Source organism: Ruania suaedae (assembly GCF_021049265.1).
GTDB classification, from domain to species: Bacteria; Actinomycetota; Actinomycetes; order Actinomycetales; family Beutenbergiaceae; genus Ruania; species Ruania suaedae.
In genome coordinates, this window is the sequence record NZ_CP088018.1 from 1,896,185 (window position 1) to 1,911,881 (window position 15,697).

Sequence of the window (15,697 nt, forward strand, 5' to 3'; positions counted from 1 at the left end):
GCGGCACCGCCACCCCGGGCTGTGGATGCGCCCCGCCCTCGCCGGGGTGTTCCGCAGTGAGCGAACTGGCCGCCCGCACGGGACGAACGGGGGCGGTGAGATGGTTACATAGCGATGTGAGCACACTGACAGCCGACAACGCCCAAGACGCCCTGACCGCGGCCGACCGCTGCGACGCATGCGGTGCGCAGGCCTACGTGCGCGTGCTCCTGCCCGCTGGAGAGCTACTCTTCTGCGCCCACCACGCGCGCAAGCACTCCGAGAAGCTGGCCTCGGTCGCCACGCACATCCAGGACGAGTCCGACCGCCTCCACGAGTCCGACGAGAACCCGCAGGACTGAGGCGACGGGCTCGCCCACCGGGCCTCGTGCCGGGTGAGGCGAGCCCACCCTCACTGAGGCCAGGCTCGGCTTGGATGCGCCCGGACCCGGGCTCGTCCTAGAGTCCTCGCATGGCCACCACCGCACCTGCCGAGTCCCGTTACCACCAGCTGCTGCGCGAGCAGATCGGGCACGAGCTCGACGCGCACCTGCAGTACGTCGCGATCGCCGTCTGGTTCGACGGCCACGACCTCCCGCGCCTGGCCGCACACTACTACCGGCAGGCGATCGAGGAACGCAATCACGCGATGATGATCGTGCAGCACATGCTGGACCGCGATCTGCCGGTCGAGCTACCCGCGGGCTCGGCGGTGACGAACAGCTTCTCCGACGTCCGTGAGCCGATCGCGCTCGCTCTCGCGCAGGAGCGCCAGGTCACCGAGCAGATCGAGGCGATCTTCCAGGCCGCGCGCGCCGGGAACGACGTCATCGGCGAGCAGTTCATGCTCTGGTTCCTCAAGGAGCAGGTGGAGGAGGTCGCCTCCGCCAGCACCCTGCTGACCGTGGCCGAGCGCGCCGGCGAGAACCTCTTCGACCTGGAGAACTTCGTCGCCCGGGAGGCCATCGGGGACAGCGGCCAGTCCACGGACGCCCCGGAGGCCGCCGGCGGAGCCCTCTGACCCGCTGCCGGCGGTCCCGCCACCAGCACGCAGACGAGCCCAGCACCCCGCGCGGGGTGCTGGGCTCGTTCGTTGCGTGCCTGCGCTGAGCCTGGACCGGCCCAGCCGACCAGCTCAGTCGAGGTAGTCGCGCAGCACCTGGGAGCGGCTCGGGTGGCGCAGCTTCGACATCGTCTTGGACTCGATCTGACGGATCCGCTCACGGGTCACGCCGTAGACCTTGCCGATCTCGTCCAGCGTCTTGGGCTGGCCGTCCGTCAGGCCGAACCGCATCGAGACCACCCCCGCCTCGCGCTCGGACAGCGTGTCCAGCACCGAGTGCAACTGCTCCTGCAGCAGGGTGAAGCTCACGGCATCGGCGGGGACGACAGCCTCGGAGTCCTCGATGAGGTCGCCGAACTCGGAGTCACCGTCCTCGCCCAGCGGTGTGTGCAGCGAGATCGGCTCACGGCCGTACTTCTGCACCTCGACGACCTTCTCCGGAGTCATGTCGAGCTCCTTCGCGAGCTCCTCCGGGGTGGGTTCGCGACCGAGGTCCTGCAGCATCTGCCGCTGCACCCGCGCCAGCTTGTTGATGACCTCGACCATGTGCACCGGGATACGGATCGTGCGCGCCTGGTCGGCCATCGCGCGGGTGATCGCCTGGCGGATCCACCACGTCGCGTAGGTGGAGAACTTGTAGCCCTTGGTGTAGTCGAACTTCTCCACGGCGCGGATCAGCCCCAGGTTGCCCTCCTGGATCAGGTCCAGGAACAACATCCCGCGGCCGGTGTAGCGCTTGGCGAGGGAGACCACCAGGCGCAGGTTCGCCTCCAGCAGGTGGTTCTTGGCCCGCCGGCCGTCGCCGGCGATCCACTGCATCTCCCGGCGCAACTTCGGCGCCATCGCCTGAGCCTCGGTGCCGAGCTTCTCCTCGGCGAACAGACCGGCCTCGATGCGCTTGGCCAGCTCGACCTCCTGCTCGGCATTGAGGAGCGCGACCTTGCCGATCTGCTTGAGGTAGTCCTTGACGGGGTCGGCGGTCGCTCCGGCCGTGACGACCTGCTGAGCGGGTGCGTCGTCGTCGTCGGAGTCGGAGTAGACGAAGCCGCCTGCCTCTTCGGTCTCGGCGTTCGCGACGGCGGTCTCGGCCGCAGTGGCCGGGGCCTCCTCCGTGGCGGGCGCCTCGGTCTGGATACCGTCGGTGTCCGCCTCGACGGGCTGCGGGCCGGGCGCACTCTTCGCCCCGGCCGTGCCGCGCTTGGCAGCGGGCTTCTTGGCGGCGGGCTTCTTGGCGGCAGCCTTCTTCGCTGCCGGCTTCGCGGCGGCCTTCTTCGGGGCGGCGGTGCGGGTGCTGGTCTTCGGCGTGCTCGTGGCGGCCTCCTCGGTCGCTTCGGGGACGTCCTGCACCGTGGCGGTGGTCCGACGGCGGGAGGTGGCGTTGGCCACGGCACGAGCGGGTACGTCGGTGACGACGATCTTGGCGTTCTGCATGGCGCCCAGGACCTCCTTGAGACGGCGGGGCTTGACGTCGGCCTGCTCGCACGCCTCCCGGAACTCCGTCGCGCTCACCGAACCTCGCTCGAGCCCCGTTCTGAACGCCTCCCGCAGAGCAGAATGCTCGAATTCACGGGGCAGCACGACAGCGGAACGAGGCGACGGCACAGAGGACCTTTCGGCGGGGGGACGGGCGCGGGACGGCGAACTGAACGTCGCGGCGTCCTACAATTATAACTGCCCGAGATGGATGCGCCCGCTGTGCAGGTCTGCTACGGGCGTGGCGACTCCCACCTCAACGCCGAGGAGGGGCCGCTTGTTCCGCCCGGTCGGACCGGACAGGCGACGTCAGCCCCGGTCAACCGTGCAGGCGCCGAACCGGCTCCGATCGCGGCGCCCCCGATGTGGCCGGCGTCAGCGGGACTCCTCGCCCCGCGCGGGCTTGACGGCCAGGACCGGGCACGAGGCATCGAGGAGGATGCGTTGCGCGTTGGAACCCAGAATGAGCTTGCCCAGCGGCGAACGGCGCCGCAGCCCGATCACGATGGCGCTGGCACCACGGTCGTCGGCGGCCGACATGAGGGCCTCGGCGACGTCCTCACCGAGCGGGACGGTGCTGACCTCGGCGGTGTGGCCCGCCACGGTCGCCTGCGCCTCACCCGCGGCTGCGTCCAGATCGTTCTGCTCGGAGCCGCGAGGGGCGTGCACGAGCACGAGCAGGCCCTCCTGCCGGCGCGCTGCTTCCTCGAGCCCTGCGGCGAGCGCTGCGCGCCCCTCCGCTGTTGCGATGAATCCGACCACGATCACGACGCGCTCCTCCCGTTGGTCACGGGGCCGACCCTAGCGCGTCGGAGCACGTGCAGCAGAAGTTCGGGTCCTAGTCCAGCAGCTCCTGGTCCCGTCCGTACGGGTGCTGCGGCGGCGCCGCCGCCCGTACCCAGCCCGGCGCGACCCCAGCGGCCAGAATCGTGCGCAGGAGGTGGGCGAGCGAGTAGTCGGCGTCCAGCGCACACGCGCGGTCGAGCAGCTGCCCGGCACTGGCGCCGTCCCCGGACCACCAGGCCAGCCACGAGGCCGTGGCCAGCGGAGCGACGCGCCAGCGGCGGGTGGCGTGCGAGGCCAGGCACATCAGCGCCTGGCGAGCGGGACGCTGGTGCTCCTCCACCGGCTGCACATCGCCGACGAACAGCTCGGCCAGGACACCGTCGCGTTCGCCGGGGTCGAGGACGCGCCCGGCCGCCGCGGCGAGCATCACGCCGTCGCGCACCCACGTGTCGCTCAGGCCGGCGAGCACCTCGCCCAGCAGCGCCGGCTCCGGCGGCGGCTCCGCCGCGGATCCGCTCGCTGCCCGCTGGACGAGCACCGTCCACCGCTCCAGGCACCCGGTGCGCCAGGCCTGGAGGCCCTCCCGGTCACGCGTCTGCTCCCGGCGGCGCCAGTGCCGCACCGCAGCAGCGCTGGCGGCGCGGCGCCCGTCGGCGACGAGGTCGGCCTGCGCGGTGAGGTCGCGACGGTCTTCGACATAGCTGCGGCCCTGGTAGACCAGCGAGGCCGTCGTCGCGGAATGCGCCAGCGCCGACGCCGCGCGGCCGTGCTCCGGGCAGCACCCGGGCCGCGCGCACTCGAGACAGCGAAAGGCCTTCCGCGACATGAGCCAGGTGGCGCACGGGTCGCTCCAGGGGCGGGTCAGCCACCACTCGAGCACCCGCCCGGCGGGCCGCATCAGCGCCAGGGTCTGCTCCCACGGTTCCTCGCTGACGATGACGCACAGGACCTGTGTCGCCCTCTCCGCGCACAGGTGGGCCTCGACGTTGCGGCGCACCTCCGCCAGGCCCAGGTCACGCAGATCGAAGCGGGCGAGGAGGCCGAGGCGGATCTGGTCGTCATCGTGGTGGACGGCGATCAGGACCACCGACTCCTCGGGCCGGAAGCCGAGACCGTAGGGCAGCCAGGAGAGCACGTCCACCGGATCTGCGAGGTCGAGCGGTATCGCCGGGCCCGGGGGCTGCGGCATCGCGGCGGTGGTCTGGTCGTCGTCGTGTGCAGGCATGGCCCCATCAGATCGGGCGGGCACGCCGCACCGATCGCCGGCGGCCGGGGGCTGTGGACGGGAGGTCGTCGGCCGGCTCGTGTGGAGACCGTCGTGGCCGGCGGATGCTGCGGCGTGAGCCGCGCACGTAGGCTGGGGCGGTGACGACCGAACAGCCGAACGAGGGCTCAGTGCAGGGCCGCCTGGAGTCGATGCGCACCGCCGTCTCCGCACGGGTGCTGGCCAGTTTCGACGAGGTGATGCGCCAGCACGCGTCGATCGGCGCCGAGATCGAGCCGTTCGGGACGGTGGCCGGATCGTTGCTTCCCGGCGGCAAACGCCTGCGTGCAGGTTTCGCCCTCGCCGGCTGGACCGCGTTCGGCGGCGATGAGGGCGACCCTGCCGGTATCGCGGCGGGCGCCGGCGTGGAGCTCTTCCAGATGGCGGCCCTCGTGCATGACGACGTCATCGACGACTCGCTCACCCGGCGCGGCGTGGCTGCCGCACATCAGCAGCTCGCCGAGCTCCATCGGGCCTCCGGCTTCACCGGGAACGCCACCCGGTTCGGAGCCTCGGGGGCGATCCTGCTGGGCGACCTGCTGCTCGTGGCGGCCGTCCGGGAACTGAACCGCGCCGTCGCCGGCTTGGACACCGGGGCACGCGCACGCGCCGACCACCTCGTGACGGACATGATGGCGGGGGTCACCCTCGGTCAGTACCTCGACATCCATGCCCAGGCCGCACCGTGGACCGATGAACCGGCGGTCATGCTCGACCGGGCCGAGCGGGTGCTGCGGGCCAAGGCGGCCCGGTACAGCGTCGAGCAGCCCCTGTGCCTGGGTGCGGCGATGGCCGGTGCGGACGCCTCCGGGCTGGAGCGGTGCGCCGCGATCGGGCTTCCGATCGGTGAGGCGTTCCAGCTACGTGACGACCTGCTCGGGGTCTTCGGGGACGAGGCCGTGACCGGCAAGCCCGCCGCGGATGATCTGCGTGAGGGCAAGCGGACCGTGCTCGTGGCCATCGCGCTCGAGCGGGCACCGGCCGCGCACGCCCAACGGCTGCGCTCCTGGCTCGGCGATCCCGCGCTCACCGCCGATCAGGTGGAGCAGCTGCGCGAGCTCATCCGGGCCACTGGCGCGGTGGAGGCGGTCGAGGCGATGATCGGCCGGCGCACCGAGGCGGGCCTGGCCGCCCTCGAGGACGCGGCGATCGAGCCCGAAGCGGCAGCGTTGCTGCACGCGCTTGCCGCCGCTGCGGTGAGCCGCTCGGCCTGAGCCTGCAACGTCACCCTCGCCCGGGACCACGCCGGGCAGCCGCGCCGGGCCTCAGAACGCCAGCGGCTGGGCTGCTCGCCGCACGGCGTGGATGCGTCCCGCGCGCAACGCCTCGATCGGGGGTTCGCCGAGCTCGTCGTTCGGCGAGTACAGCCACGTCATGCACTCCTCGTCGCTCATCCCCGCGTCACCGAGCTGGACGAGTGTGCCCCGCAGCGACGCCAGCGGCTGAGCGCCGCCGTCGTCGACGCGGGTGAGCAGACCGGCCGGGATCGCCCAGGCCTCGTTGTCCCCGCGGCGCACTGCCAGCAGCCGGCGCTCGGCCAGCATCGTGCGGACGTCCCGCAGCCGCACGCCGAGCGCCTCAGCCACCTCCGGGATGCTCAGCCAGTCCGACGCGTGCGCAGTCTCATCGATCACGCCCTGCAGCCTACGCGTCCACCAGGGTTGTCGACTCGCTCACCAACCACTACTGTCACATCAGCCACACCATTCCCATACACCTCAGTACACGCATGCGTCACGTCAGACACGCCGGCACCATGCCGGAGACCGCTCGGGGGAGCCATCCATGACACGCACCACCACCCGCCGCTCCACACGCCGCCCGTCGGCGTTCGCGACTCTCGGCGCACTGGGCGCGGCCACGGCCGTGGGGCTCGGCGCGACCGCAGTGCCCGCCGCTGCGGCGCCGCAGCCCGCGCCGTCACCGGTGCGCGGCGAGATCCTGCGCTCCGTCGCACCGCAGCTCGCTCCAGTCACGGCGCACACGCCGGCCCGGCGCGCCGAGACGCTCTACACGGTGCGCGCGGGTGACACCGTCAGCCATCTCGCGCTGCGGTACGGCACCTCGGTGCGGGCGATCGTCGACGCCAACGACCTCGGGCGCCGCGCCATCATCCGGATCGGCCAGACGCTGCGCATCCCCGGATCCAGCAGCTCCGGCTCGAGCAGTTCGGGGTCGAACAGTTCCGGCTCCGGCAGCTCCAGCTCGGGCAGTTCGAGCTCGAGCAGCGCCAAGACCCACCGCGTGGTCGCCGGTGACACCGTCTCGGCCCTCGCCGCCCGCCACGGCACCACCGTGCGCGCCATCATCAGCGCCAACGGCCTCAACTCCAACGCCCTGATCCGCATCGGCCAGACCCTGCGCATCCCCGGATCCAGCAGCTCCGGCTCGAGCTCGGGCTCCGGCTCCAGCAGCTCCGGCTCGAGCTCGAGCTCGAACAACTCCGGATCCAGCAGCTCCAGCTCCGGCAACTCGAGCTCCAGCAGCGCCAAGACCCACCGCGTGGTCGCCGGTGACACCGTCTCGGCCCTCGCCGCCCGCCACGGCACCACCGTGCGCGCCATCATCAGCGCCAACGGCCTCAACTCCAACGCCCTGATCCGCATCGGCCAGACCCTGCGCATCCCCGGATCCAGCAGCTCGGGCTCGAGCAGTTCGGGGTCGAGCAACTCCGGCTCGAGCTCGAACAACTCCGGCTCGAACAACTCCGGCTCCTCGAGCGGTTCCCAGTCGAGCGTCGTCCACCGCGTCATCAGCGGCGACACGGTCTCGAGCATCGCCACCCAGTACGGCTCCTCCGTCAGCGCGATCATGGAGGCGAACAACCTGGCGTCCGCGGGTGTGATCCGGGTCGGTCAGCGCCTGCAGGTGCCCTCGGGTCTGGTCTCGAACACGTTCCTGCACTACACCTACGGTTCCGATGTCACGGCCGCCGCCAACGCGAACAAGCGCACGCTGCTGGCGACCTCGGTGCCCAGCCGCGAGCAGATGCAGCAGATGATCCGCTCCACCGCCACCCGGATGGGTGTCGACCCGGCACTCGCGCTCGCCGTCGCCTACCAGGAGTCGGGCTTCAACATGCGCGCGGTCTCGCCCGCGAATGCGATCGGCGTCATGCAGGTCATCCCCACCTCGGGCGAGTGGGCCTCCACCCTCGTCGGCCGGCAGCTCAACCTGCTCGACCCGCAGGACAACGTCACCGCGGGCGTGGCCATCCTGCGCACCCTGCACCGCATGACCGACGACGAGCGCGAAGCCATCGGTGGCTACTACCAGGGCCTCGGCTCGGTCCAGCGCAACGGCCTCTACGACGACACCCGGCGGTACGTGGCCAACATCCAGACGCTGATGACACGCTACTCCTGAGCCCGAGGTTCGGCGCCGGCCGACCATAGACTCAGGTCATGGCCACCACCGTCGCCGACCCGCTGATCGGCCGCCTGGTCGACAGCCGGTACGAGATCACCGCGCGCGTCGCGCGCGGTGGCATGGCCACGGTTTATCGTGCCCTCGACCGCCGGCTCGACCGGGTGGTGGCGCTGAAGGTGATGCACGCTCACCTGGCGGAGGGGACGGACGTCGCCGCCCGTTTCCGCCGCGAGGCGCGCGCGGCGGCACGGCTGGCCCACCCAGGCGTGGTCGGGGTCTACGACCAGGGCAGTGCAGACGAGCTGAACTACCTGACCATGGAGTTCGTGGACGGGACGAACCTGCGCAGCGTGCTGCGCCGCAGCGGCGCACTGCCCGTCGGTGAGGCCCTGCGCTACGCCGAGCACGTGCTCAGCGCTCTCGCCGCCGCCCACCACGCGGGTCTGGTGCACCGGGACGTCAAACCCGAGAACATCCTCGTCGCGCGCACCGGCGAGGTGAAGGTCGCCGACTTCGGGCTGGCCCGTGCGGTCACCGAGGCCACCGCCGCCTCGACGGGCAGTCTGCTGGGCACGGTCGCCTACCTCTCCCCCGAGATCGTCACCTCGGGCAAGGCGGACGCCCGGGCCGATGTCTACGCCGTCGGCGCGATGCTGTACGAGATGCTCTCCGGCAGGCAGCCCTTCCTCGGGGAGACCCCGATCCAGGTCGCCTACCAGCACGTGCACGACGACGTCCCCGACCCGTCCGACTCGGTGCCCTGGTTGCCGGTGGCCGTGGACGACCTGGTGCACGCCCTGACGGCGCGGGACCCGGACCGGCGGCCGGACGACGCCGGAGCGGCGCTGGGTCTCCTGCGCCGCACGCGTGCCGAGCTCGACCCCCATCAGCTCCGGCTCCGGGCCGATGTCCACGGCGTCGACACCGAGGACCAGACGCCGTCGGTGACCGCGACGGTCCCCGCCACCGACGCGGTGGCCGGCGAGGACGGGAGCGGCGACGACGGGCACGAGGCTGACGAGCACACGGCCGCGATGGGACGGACAGGAACCGTCTCGCTCCCGATCGGTGCGGTCTCTCCCGCCCGCGAACCCGGTCCGGCCCGCCGGCGGGTGCGCCGCCGCCGTGGCCTGGTGCTCACCCTCGTGCTGCTGCTCCTCCTCGGAGCCGGGGGGGCCGGCGCGTGGTGGTTCGTGACCATCGGGCCCGGCGCCTACTCCCCCGTGCCGCCCGTCGAGGGTCTGACCGAGGCGGACGCGCTCGGGCAGCTGGAGACGGCGGGCTTCGCTCCCCGCACGACGGTGGCGTTCTCGGACGAGGTGCCCGAGGGGCGGGTGATCGAGACCGACCCGGCCGCGGGCGCCGAGCTCATCCGCGACGGTGAGATCTCCGTGGTGGTCTCCCGTGGAGTGGAGATGCTCGCCGTGCCTGAGCTGGTCGGTGCGCAGGAGGAGGACGCCGTCAGCGCCCTCGAGGACGCCGGCCTGCCCGTGGCCGACCCTGTCGAGCGCACCTACTCCCAGGAGGTGGAGGAGGGCGTCGTCATCTCCTCCGATCCAGAGCGCGGTGAGGTGGTGCCGCACGACACGCCGATCCGGATCACCGTCTCCCAGGGTCCGGAGCCGATCACGCTGCCGAACGTGGTGGGGGCGACCGAGGAGACGGCGATCACGGAGCTGGAGGAGGCGGGCGCCGCCGCCCAGATCGACGCCCGGGTCCACGACGACGAGGTCCCGGAGGGGCACGTCCTCGCACAGGACCCCGGTGCGGGCGACGGCCTGCGCGGCGACCTGGTCATGCTCACGCTCTCACTCGGCCCCGAGCTCGTCGAGGTCCCCGATGTCTTCGCCCAGCAGTACTCCGAGGCCGCAGCGGCACTGGAGGAGCTCGGGTTCGTGGTGGAGCGGGAGAACTTCGTCGGCGGTGTCTTCGGCACGGTGCGTTCGCAGTCGGTCGAGGCGGGCTCCATGGAGCCTCGGGGCACCGTGATCGTCCTGACGGTGGTGTGAGGCGGAGCCGGGAGTTCACGCTCAGTTGTTGGGCTCGCCCGGTCGGGCGCCCTCCTCCTGATAGGCGTAGCGCTCCTGCCGCCAGGCATCACCGTGGCGGTGGTAGCCCCGCTGCTCCCAGAAGCCCAGCTCGGGCGACCCGTCCGCGAGGTAGTTCCAGCCGCGCAGCCACTTCGGCCCCTTCCAGGTGTACAGGTGCGGCACGATGAGCCTCATCGGCGCCCCGCGCTCGTGCGCCAGCGGCTCCCCGTCGAGATGGGTGGCGAGCAACGTCCGCGGCGAGAGCAGGTCATCCACCTCCAGGTTCGCTGCGTATCCGAACTCGGCGAACACCAGCACCTGGTGCACATCCGGGGCCGGCGGCGCGAGCTCGAGGACGTCGGACGCCCGGGGCCCGGACCACCGCTGGTCGAGGGCCGACCAGCGGGTGGCACAGTGCATGTCCGCGACGACCTCGTGCACCTCGAGGCCGGCCAGGTCCGTCCACTGGAAGGCATGCTCCACGCCGTCGGCCGTGGCCCCTCCCACGGTGAACGCCCAGCGCTCGGGTCGCACCCGCGGGACCGGGCCGTAGTGCATCAGTTCGGGCTCGGACCGCCAGTGCTGCCCGGGAGGCAGCACGCGGTCGAGCGGCGCATCCGATCCGTCCGTGCGCCCCACCGCCTCAGGCCCCCCGGAGCATCTCCGCGACCAGGAACGCCATCTCCAGGGACTGCTGGTGGTTCAGGCGCGGGTCCACGAGGGTCTCGTAGCGGCGGGTCAGGGCGTGATCGTCGATCTCCTCGCTGCCGCCGAGCACCTCGGTCACGTCGGAGCCGGTGAGCTCGACGTGCAGGCCTCCCGGAACGGTGCCGAGCCCGCGATGGACCTCGAAGAACCCCCGGACCTCGTCGATGACGTCGGAGAAGCGGCGGGTCTTGTACCCGCTGGCGCTGGTGATCCCGTTGCCGTGCATGGGGTCACACACCCAGGTCACCGGGCGCCCGTCCCGTTGCACACCCTCGACCAGTTCCGGCAGCGCGTCGCGGATCCTGGACGCACCCATCCGGGTGATGAAGGTCAGCCGACCGGCCTCACCGTCGGGGTTGAGCCGGTCCATCAGGGCGAGGGCGTCCTCGACCGTGCTGGTCGGGCCGAGCTTGACACCCACGGGATTGCGCACCCGGGCGAAGAAGTCCACGTGCGCGCCGTCGAGCTGGCGGGTGCGTTCACCGATCCACAGGAAGTGCGCGGAGCAGTCGTAGGGCGCTCCGGTGCGGGAGTCGATCCGCGTCAGCGGTCGCTCGTAGTCCAGCAGCAACCCCTCGTGACTGGAGAAGAACTCCACCGTGCGCAGCGCGTCGAAGTCGGCCCCGGCGGCACCCATGAACCGGATGGCCCGGTCGATCTCGGCGGCGAACGCGTCGTACTGGGCATAGGCCGGGTTCTCCATGAACCCGCGGTTCCACTCGTGCACACGCCGTAGGTCGGCGAATCCGCCCTGGGTGAAGGCGCGGATGAGGTTCAGCGTGGTGGCGGAGTTGTGGTACGCGTCCAGCAAGCGCTGCGGGTCCGGTTCACGGGAGTCGGCCGAGAAGTCGTACCCGTTGATGATGTCGCCGCGATAGGCGGGCAGAGTGATCCCGTCCCGGGTCTCGGTGTCGGAGCTGCGCGGCTTGGCGTACTGGCCCGCCATCCGCCCCATCTTGATGATGGGCATGCTCGCGCCGTAGGTCAGCACGACGGCCATCTGCAGGATCGTCTTGATCTTGTCGCGGATGTTGTCCGCGGTCAGCTCGCTGAACGTCTCGGCACAGTCGCCACCCTGCAGGAGGAAGGCCTCCCCGCGGGAGGCCTCCGCCAGCAGCTCCCGCAGCCGGTCCGCCTCGCCCGCGAACACCAGCGGCGGGGAGGACTCGAGTCTGCCGGTGGCGCGACGCAGTGCGTCCCGGTCGGGCCAGCGGGGCTGCTGACGAGCCGGGAGCTCGCGCCACTGCTCGAGACCGGACAGGACCGCGGGATCATGAAGGACGCTCACGCGCCCAGGATACGTGCGTGAGCGTCCACCCCGAACCGCGCGGGTCAGTGCTCCTGCGGCGTGGCCGGGACGAGCGGCTGGCCGATCCCCGCGAGCAGCTCGGCGAACCAGCCGGCCGAGACGTCGAACGCCTTCCCGCCCGCGATGCGCGGGAAGGCGATGGCGGTCAGCTCGTCGCCGTTCTCCTCGTCGTGGCCGATCACACCCGACCGGCCCGCCAGCGCCGTGTCGACCGCGAGATCGGTCATGGAACGGATCAGTGCCAGATCGTCCTCGTTGGCCGGGGCCGACCTCGAGAAGTACCCGGACTTCTGGACCATCACCTTCTCGGCTCCGATGAGGTCGGCGAACTGCTTCGCGAACCACGCGCCGGGGTTGATCGTGTCGAGCATGACGTGCCCGAAGGGGTCGCGCTTGACCTCCTCGCCGGCTGCCTCCAGCTCGGCGACGATCTCGGGCACGCCGGCCCCCTCGGAGAGGAAGATGTTGACGTTGCCGACCTCGTCCATGATCGTGCGCAGCCGGGCGGCCTCGGACTGCAGGTCGACCGCCAGCTCCGGCAGCAGGACCGCGTGGATGTCCCACCGCTCCTTGGTCAGACCGAGCGCGGGGTTCCAGGTCTGCTCGCTCCACCACTCGCGGTAGTCGCGGGCGGCCGCCGCGGTGAGCCAACCGCAGTGGCGACCCATGACCTCGTGCACGATCAGCATGCGGGGGTTCGAGCGGTGCTCACCGATGATGTTCTGCGCGAACCGCGAAGCCTGCTGCGCGGCCGTGGTGGCACCCAGCGACTGGCGGATGGGGACGATGTCGTTGTCGATCGTCTTGGGCAGACCCACCACGGTGAGGTGGTGGCCGTTCTCCTCCAGGTAGGCCGCGAGGTCGGCCGCCGTGGTGTTGGTGTCGTCACCGCCGATCGTGTGCAGGACGTCGACGCCGTCGGTGCGCAGACGCTCCGCGGCCACCTTCAGCGGGTCCTCACCCTCGGCCACCAGCCCACGCTTGACCAGGTCCGCGGCATTGGTGAGCTTGACGCGGCTGTTGCCGATGGGCGAGCCACCGAACCGGTCGAGGACGTCGATCGCCTCCCGGGCCGCACCGTCGACGACGAGGTAGTTCCCCGTCAGCAGTCCGTGGTAGCCGTACTGATAGGCGATGATCTCGACGTCGGGGAGAACATCGCCGTAGCGACGCACCAGGCCGGCCACCGCTGCGGACAGGCAGGGCGCGAATCCGCCTGCGGTGAGCAGCGCGATCCGGCGGATCGGGGCGTTCTGGGACATTCTCGGCCTTTCGACTGGGGTGCAGGTGCGGGCCGCCTGCGGCGCGGGCCCGTGCCTTCATGCTACTGACCACCGGCCCTGCGGAGGCGCACCACCCGGCGCCGTAGAGTGGAGGGCATGCCCGATCCCGAGGACCGCGACCCCGCAGGCCCGCGGCCGGAGCCCTCCGACCGCGAGGTCGAGGAGCGCTGGGCGGAGCTGACCTCCCGGCTCCAGGGTCTGGGAGCCGGCAGCAGTGCCGGGCAGGACGAGGACGACGCCGATACCGATGCCGCTGCCTCGACGGGGCCCCGGGACTACGCGATCGCCGAGGAGCCCGAGGAAGCCGGCTTCGTTCCCCCGGACCCGCCGGCGCTCAGCGGGTCCGATCCGCTGCCCACCCTGGCCTGGCTCGCCGCGCTCGGCGGCCCGGTCGCGACGGTGATCTTCCTGATCGTGTGGCCGGGCGCGCCCTCCTGGATCTACCTGGCAGCTATCCTGACCTCGGTCGTGGGCTGGCTGGTGCTGCTGTGGCGCATGCCGCGCTCGCGCGACGACGACGCCGACGACGGAGCCGTTGTCTGACCCACCCCCACCACCCGCACCGGTAAGGTGTGGGCACTCGTCACGTCCCTGTCGAAGGAGCCAGCCATGAATGAGGTCGACGTCCCCCTGAAGGTCACCACCCCGGACGAGCTGTCGATCCCGGATCTGCTGGTGGACTGGGCGTCGCAGGACCCCGATCGGGTGCTGCTCGAGCTTCCCGACGGCGACGGCTGGTCGCCGGTGACCGCGCGCCGCCTGCACGAGCAGGTGACCGGGGTGGCCCGCGGGCTCATCGCCGGAGGCGTCCAGGCCGGGGACCGGGTGGCGATCATGTCCAAGACCCGGGCCGAGTGGACCATCGCCGACCTGGCCATCTGGTACGCCGGCGGTGTCACGGTGCCGATCTACGAGACCTCCTCCGCGGAGCAGGCCGCCTGGATCCTCTCCGACTCCAAGGCTCGCCGGGTGTTCGCCGAGACCGCCGAGCTCGCCACTCTCGCCCGCGAGGCCGCGGCGGACGCGGGTCTGGAGGAGGTCTGGGTCTTCGACGACGGCGCCCTCGACCGGCTCACCGAGGCGGGTGCGCAGGTGCCGGAGGAGGCTGTCCGCGAACGCTACGACGCGCTGCGCCTCACCGACCTGGCCACGATCATCTACACCTCGGGCACGACCGGCCCACCCAAGGGCGTCGAGCTCACCCACGGCAACTTCGTCGAGCTCACCCGCAACGCGGTCGCCGCCCTGGGCAAGGACATCCTGCACGACGACGCCCGCACGCTGCTGTTCATGCCGCTCGCGCACGTGTTCGCTCGCTTCGTCTCCATCCTCACCATCTGCGCGGGCGTCCCGATCGGGCACGTGGGCGACCCCACGACGCTGCTCACCCACATCGCGACCTTCCGCCCCACCTTCATCCTCTCGGTGCCGCGCGTGTTCGAGAAGGTCTACAACTCCTCGGAGCAGAAGGCCGCGGCCGGTGGCAAGGTGAAGATCTTCCAGTGGGCGGCGGAGGTCTCGACCGCCTACTCCCGCTCCCTCGATGACGGCGGCCCCGGGCTGGTGCTGCGCGCGAAGTACGCCCTCGCCGACAAGCTGGTGCTGCACAAGATCCGCGCCGCCCTCGGCGGGCAGGTCGAGTACGCGATCTCCGGCGGCGCGCCGCTGGGCGACCGGCTCGGCCACTTCTTCCGGGGTGTGGGCGTGCGGGTGCTGGAGGGCTACGGCCTCACCGAGACCACCGCCCCGGTGACGGTCAATGTGCCCGACCGCTCGAAGATCGGCACGGTCGGGCCCGCGCTGCCGGGGATCAGCCTGCGCATCGCCGAGGACGGCGAGATCCTCGCGAAGGGGATCGCGGTCTTCGAGCACTACCACGACAACCCCGAGGAGACCGCTGCGGCGATCACCGACGGGTGGTTCCACACCGGCGACCTCGGCGAGATCGATGAGGACGGCTACCTGCGCATCACCGGCAGGAAGAAGGAGATCATCGTCACCGCCGGCGGGAAGAACGTGATCCCCTCCCAGCTGGAGGACAAGATCCGTGCTCACGCCCTGATCAGCCAGTGCGTCGTGATCGGTGACCAGCGCCCGTTCATCGCAGCGCTGCTCACCCTCGACGCCGACATGCTCGCCACGTGGCTCTCCAACCAGGGGCTGCCCGAGATGAGCGTGCAGGAGGCGGCCGAGCACCCACAGGTCCAGGAGGCGCTGCAGGGGGCGATCGACCGGGCGAACGCCTCGGTCTCGCGGGCGGAGTCGGTCCGTCGATTCGAGGTGCTCGGCGAGGACTTCACGGTGGCGGACTACCTGACCCCGAAGATGAGCGTGAAGCGCTCGCTGGTGCTGGACAACTACAGCGAGACGATCGAGGCCCTGTACGCCAAGGCTGCCGCGGAGCGCGCACAGACCTGACGGGGTGTCACCGGT

Annotated in this window: 14 protein-coding genes; 7 read left to right on the top strand and 7 right to left on the bottom strand. The window is 71.3% G+C overall.

Annotation, left to right across the window (positions count from 1 at the left end):
- The first annotated feature begins 116 nt into the window (after positions 1–116).
- Positions 117–341, top strand: coding sequence for a DUF7455 domain-containing protein (locus LQF12_RS08780; RefSeq protein ID WP_231052563.1), 225 nt, complete (start codon positions 117–119; stop codon positions 339–341).
- A 110-nt stretch (positions 342–451) separates the two neighbouring features.
- The gene (locus LQF12_RS08785) at positions 452–1,000 is read left to right on the top strand and encodes a ferritin (protein WP_231052564.1); all 549 of its coding nucleotides are present in this window, start codon (positions 452–454) and stop codon (positions 998–1,000) included.
- A gap of 114 nt (positions 1,001–1,114) precedes the next feature.
- On the opposite strand, the gene LQF12_RS08790 is transcribed toward LQF12_RS08785, so the two are convergent.
- From LQF12_RS08790 to LQF12_RS08800, 3 genes are all read right to left on the bottom strand, one after another.
- Positions 1,115–2,644 (bottom strand): RNA polymerase sigma factor, encoded by a 1,530-nt coding sequence (locus LQF12_RS08790; RefSeq protein WP_231052565.1) that lies wholly within the window; start codon positions 2,642–2,644, stop codon positions 1,115–1,117.
- A gap of 246 nt (positions 2,645–2,890) precedes the next feature.
- Entirely contained in the window at positions 2,891–3,283 is a 393-nt protein-coding gene (locus tag LQF12_RS08795) for a universal stress protein (protein ID WP_231052566.1), read from the bottom strand.
- 70 nt (positions 3,284–3,353) lie between these two features.
- The gene (locus LQF12_RS08800) at positions 3,354–4,526 is read right to left on the bottom strand and encodes a DUF4192 domain-containing protein (RefSeq protein WP_231052567.1); all 1,173 of its coding nucleotides are present in this window, start codon (positions 4,524–4,526) and stop codon (positions 3,354–3,356) included.
- Positions 4,527–4,666: 140 nt separating this feature from the next.
- On the opposite strand from LQF12_RS08800, the gene LQF12_RS08805 reads away from it, so the two are divergent.
- The gene (locus LQF12_RS08805) at positions 4,667–5,779 is read left to right on the top strand and encodes a polyprenyl synthetase family protein (RefSeq protein ID WP_231052568.1); all 1,113 of its coding nucleotides are present in this window, start codon (positions 4,667–4,669) and stop codon (positions 5,777–5,779) included.
- Positions 5,780–5,830: 51 nt separating this feature from the next.
- Here the strand turns inward: LQF12_RS08805 and LQF12_RS08810 are convergent, their stop codons facing one another.
- On the bottom strand, positions 5,831–6,199 hold the full coding sequence (locus tag LQF12_RS08810; protein WP_231052569.1) for an Rv2175c family DNA-binding protein: 369 nt from the start codon (positions 6,197–6,199) through the stop codon (positions 5,831–5,833).
- A 151-nt stretch (positions 6,200–6,350) separates the two neighbouring features.
- Between LQF12_RS08810 and LQF12_RS08815 the strand changes: the two genes are divergently transcribed.
- Positions 6,351–7,931, top strand: coding sequence for a LysM peptidoglycan-binding domain-containing protein (locus tag LQF12_RS08815; protein WP_231052570.1), 1,581 nt, complete (start codon positions 6,351–6,353; stop codon positions 7,929–7,931).
- 38 nt (positions 7,932–7,969) lie between these two features.
- The gene (gene pknB / locus LQF12_RS08820; protein ID WP_231052571.1) at positions 7,970–9,943 is read left to right on the top strand and encodes a Stk1 family PASTA domain-containing Ser/Thr kinase; all 1,974 of its coding nucleotides are present in this window, start codon (positions 7,970–7,972) and stop codon (positions 9,941–9,943) included.
- A 21-nt stretch (positions 9,944–9,964) separates the two neighbouring features.
- Here the strand turns inward: pknB and LQF12_RS08825 are convergent, their stop codons facing one another.
- The 3 genes from LQF12_RS08825 to LQF12_RS08835 are packed head-to-tail and all read right to left on the bottom strand — an operon-like array spanning position 9,965 to position 13,243.
- The gene (locus tag LQF12_RS08825; protein ID WP_231052572.1) at positions 9,965–10,603 is read right to left on the bottom strand and encodes a molybdopterin-dependent oxidoreductase; all 639 of its coding nucleotides are present in this window, start codon (positions 10,601–10,603) and stop codon (positions 9,965–9,967) included.
- 4 nt (positions 10,604–10,607) lie between these two features.
- Positions 10,608–11,960, bottom strand: a complete 1,353-nt coding sequence (locus tag LQF12_RS08830) for a class II 3-deoxy-7-phosphoheptulonate synthase (RefSeq protein WP_231052573.1) — start codon at positions 11,958–11,960, stop codon at positions 10,608–10,610.
- 44 nt (positions 11,961–12,004) lie between these two features.
- A complete protein-coding gene (locus tag LQF12_RS08835) occupies positions 12,005–13,243 on the bottom strand; it encodes a pyrophosphate--fructose-6-phosphate 1-phosphotransferase (protein ID WP_231052574.1) in 1,239 nt (412 codons plus the stop codon).
- Positions 13,244–13,360: 117 nt separating this feature from the next.
- Between LQF12_RS08835 and LQF12_RS08840 the strand changes: the two genes are divergently transcribed.
- Both LQF12_RS08840 and LQF12_RS08845 read left to right on the top strand, forming a co-directional pair.
- Positions 13,361–13,807: a hypothetical protein gene (locus tag LQF12_RS08840; protein ID WP_231052575.1), complete on the top strand. Its 447-nt coding sequence runs from the start codon at positions 13,361–13,363 to the stop codon at positions 13,805–13,807.
- 66 nt (positions 13,808–13,873) lie between these two features.
- Positions 13,874–15,682: an AMP-dependent synthetase/ligase gene (locus tag LQF12_RS08845; protein ID WP_231052576.1), complete on the top strand. Its 1,809-nt coding sequence runs from the start codon at positions 13,874–13,876 to the stop codon at positions 15,680–15,682.
- Positions 15,683–15,697 lie beyond the last annotated feature (15 nt).

What these genes read in the sequence shown, in the direction of transcription:
- LQF12_RS08785 (WP_231052564.1), top strand. Translation starts at nt 452, where the DNA reads ATGGCCACCACCGCACCTGCCGAGTCCCGTTACCACCAGCTGCTGCGC.
- pknB (WP_231052571.1), top strand. Translation starts at nt 7,970, where the DNA reads ATGGCCACCACCGTCGCCGACCCGCTGATCGGCCGCCTGGTCGACAGC.
- LQF12_RS08845 (WP_231052576.1), top strand. Translation starts at nt 13,874, where the DNA reads ATGAATGAGGTCGACGTCCCCCTGAAGGTCACCACCCCGGACGAGCTG.
- LQF12_RS08800 (WP_231052567.1), bottom strand. Translation starts at nt 4,526, where the DNA reads ATGCCTGCACACGACGACGACCAGACCACCGCCGCGATGCCGCAGCCC.
- LQF12_RS08835 (WP_231052574.1), bottom strand. Translation starts at nt 13,243, where the DNA reads ATGTCCCAGAACGCCCCGATCCGCCGGATCGCGCTGCTCACCGCAGGC.
- LQF12_RS08840 (WP_231052575.1), top strand. Translation starts at nt 13,361, where the DNA reads ATGCCCGATCCCGAGGACCGCGACCCCGCAGGCCCGCGGCCGGAGCCC.
- LQF12_RS08815 (WP_231052570.1), top strand. Translation starts at nt 6,351, where the DNA reads ATGACACGCACCACCACCCGCCGCTCCACACGCCGCCCGTCGGCGTTC.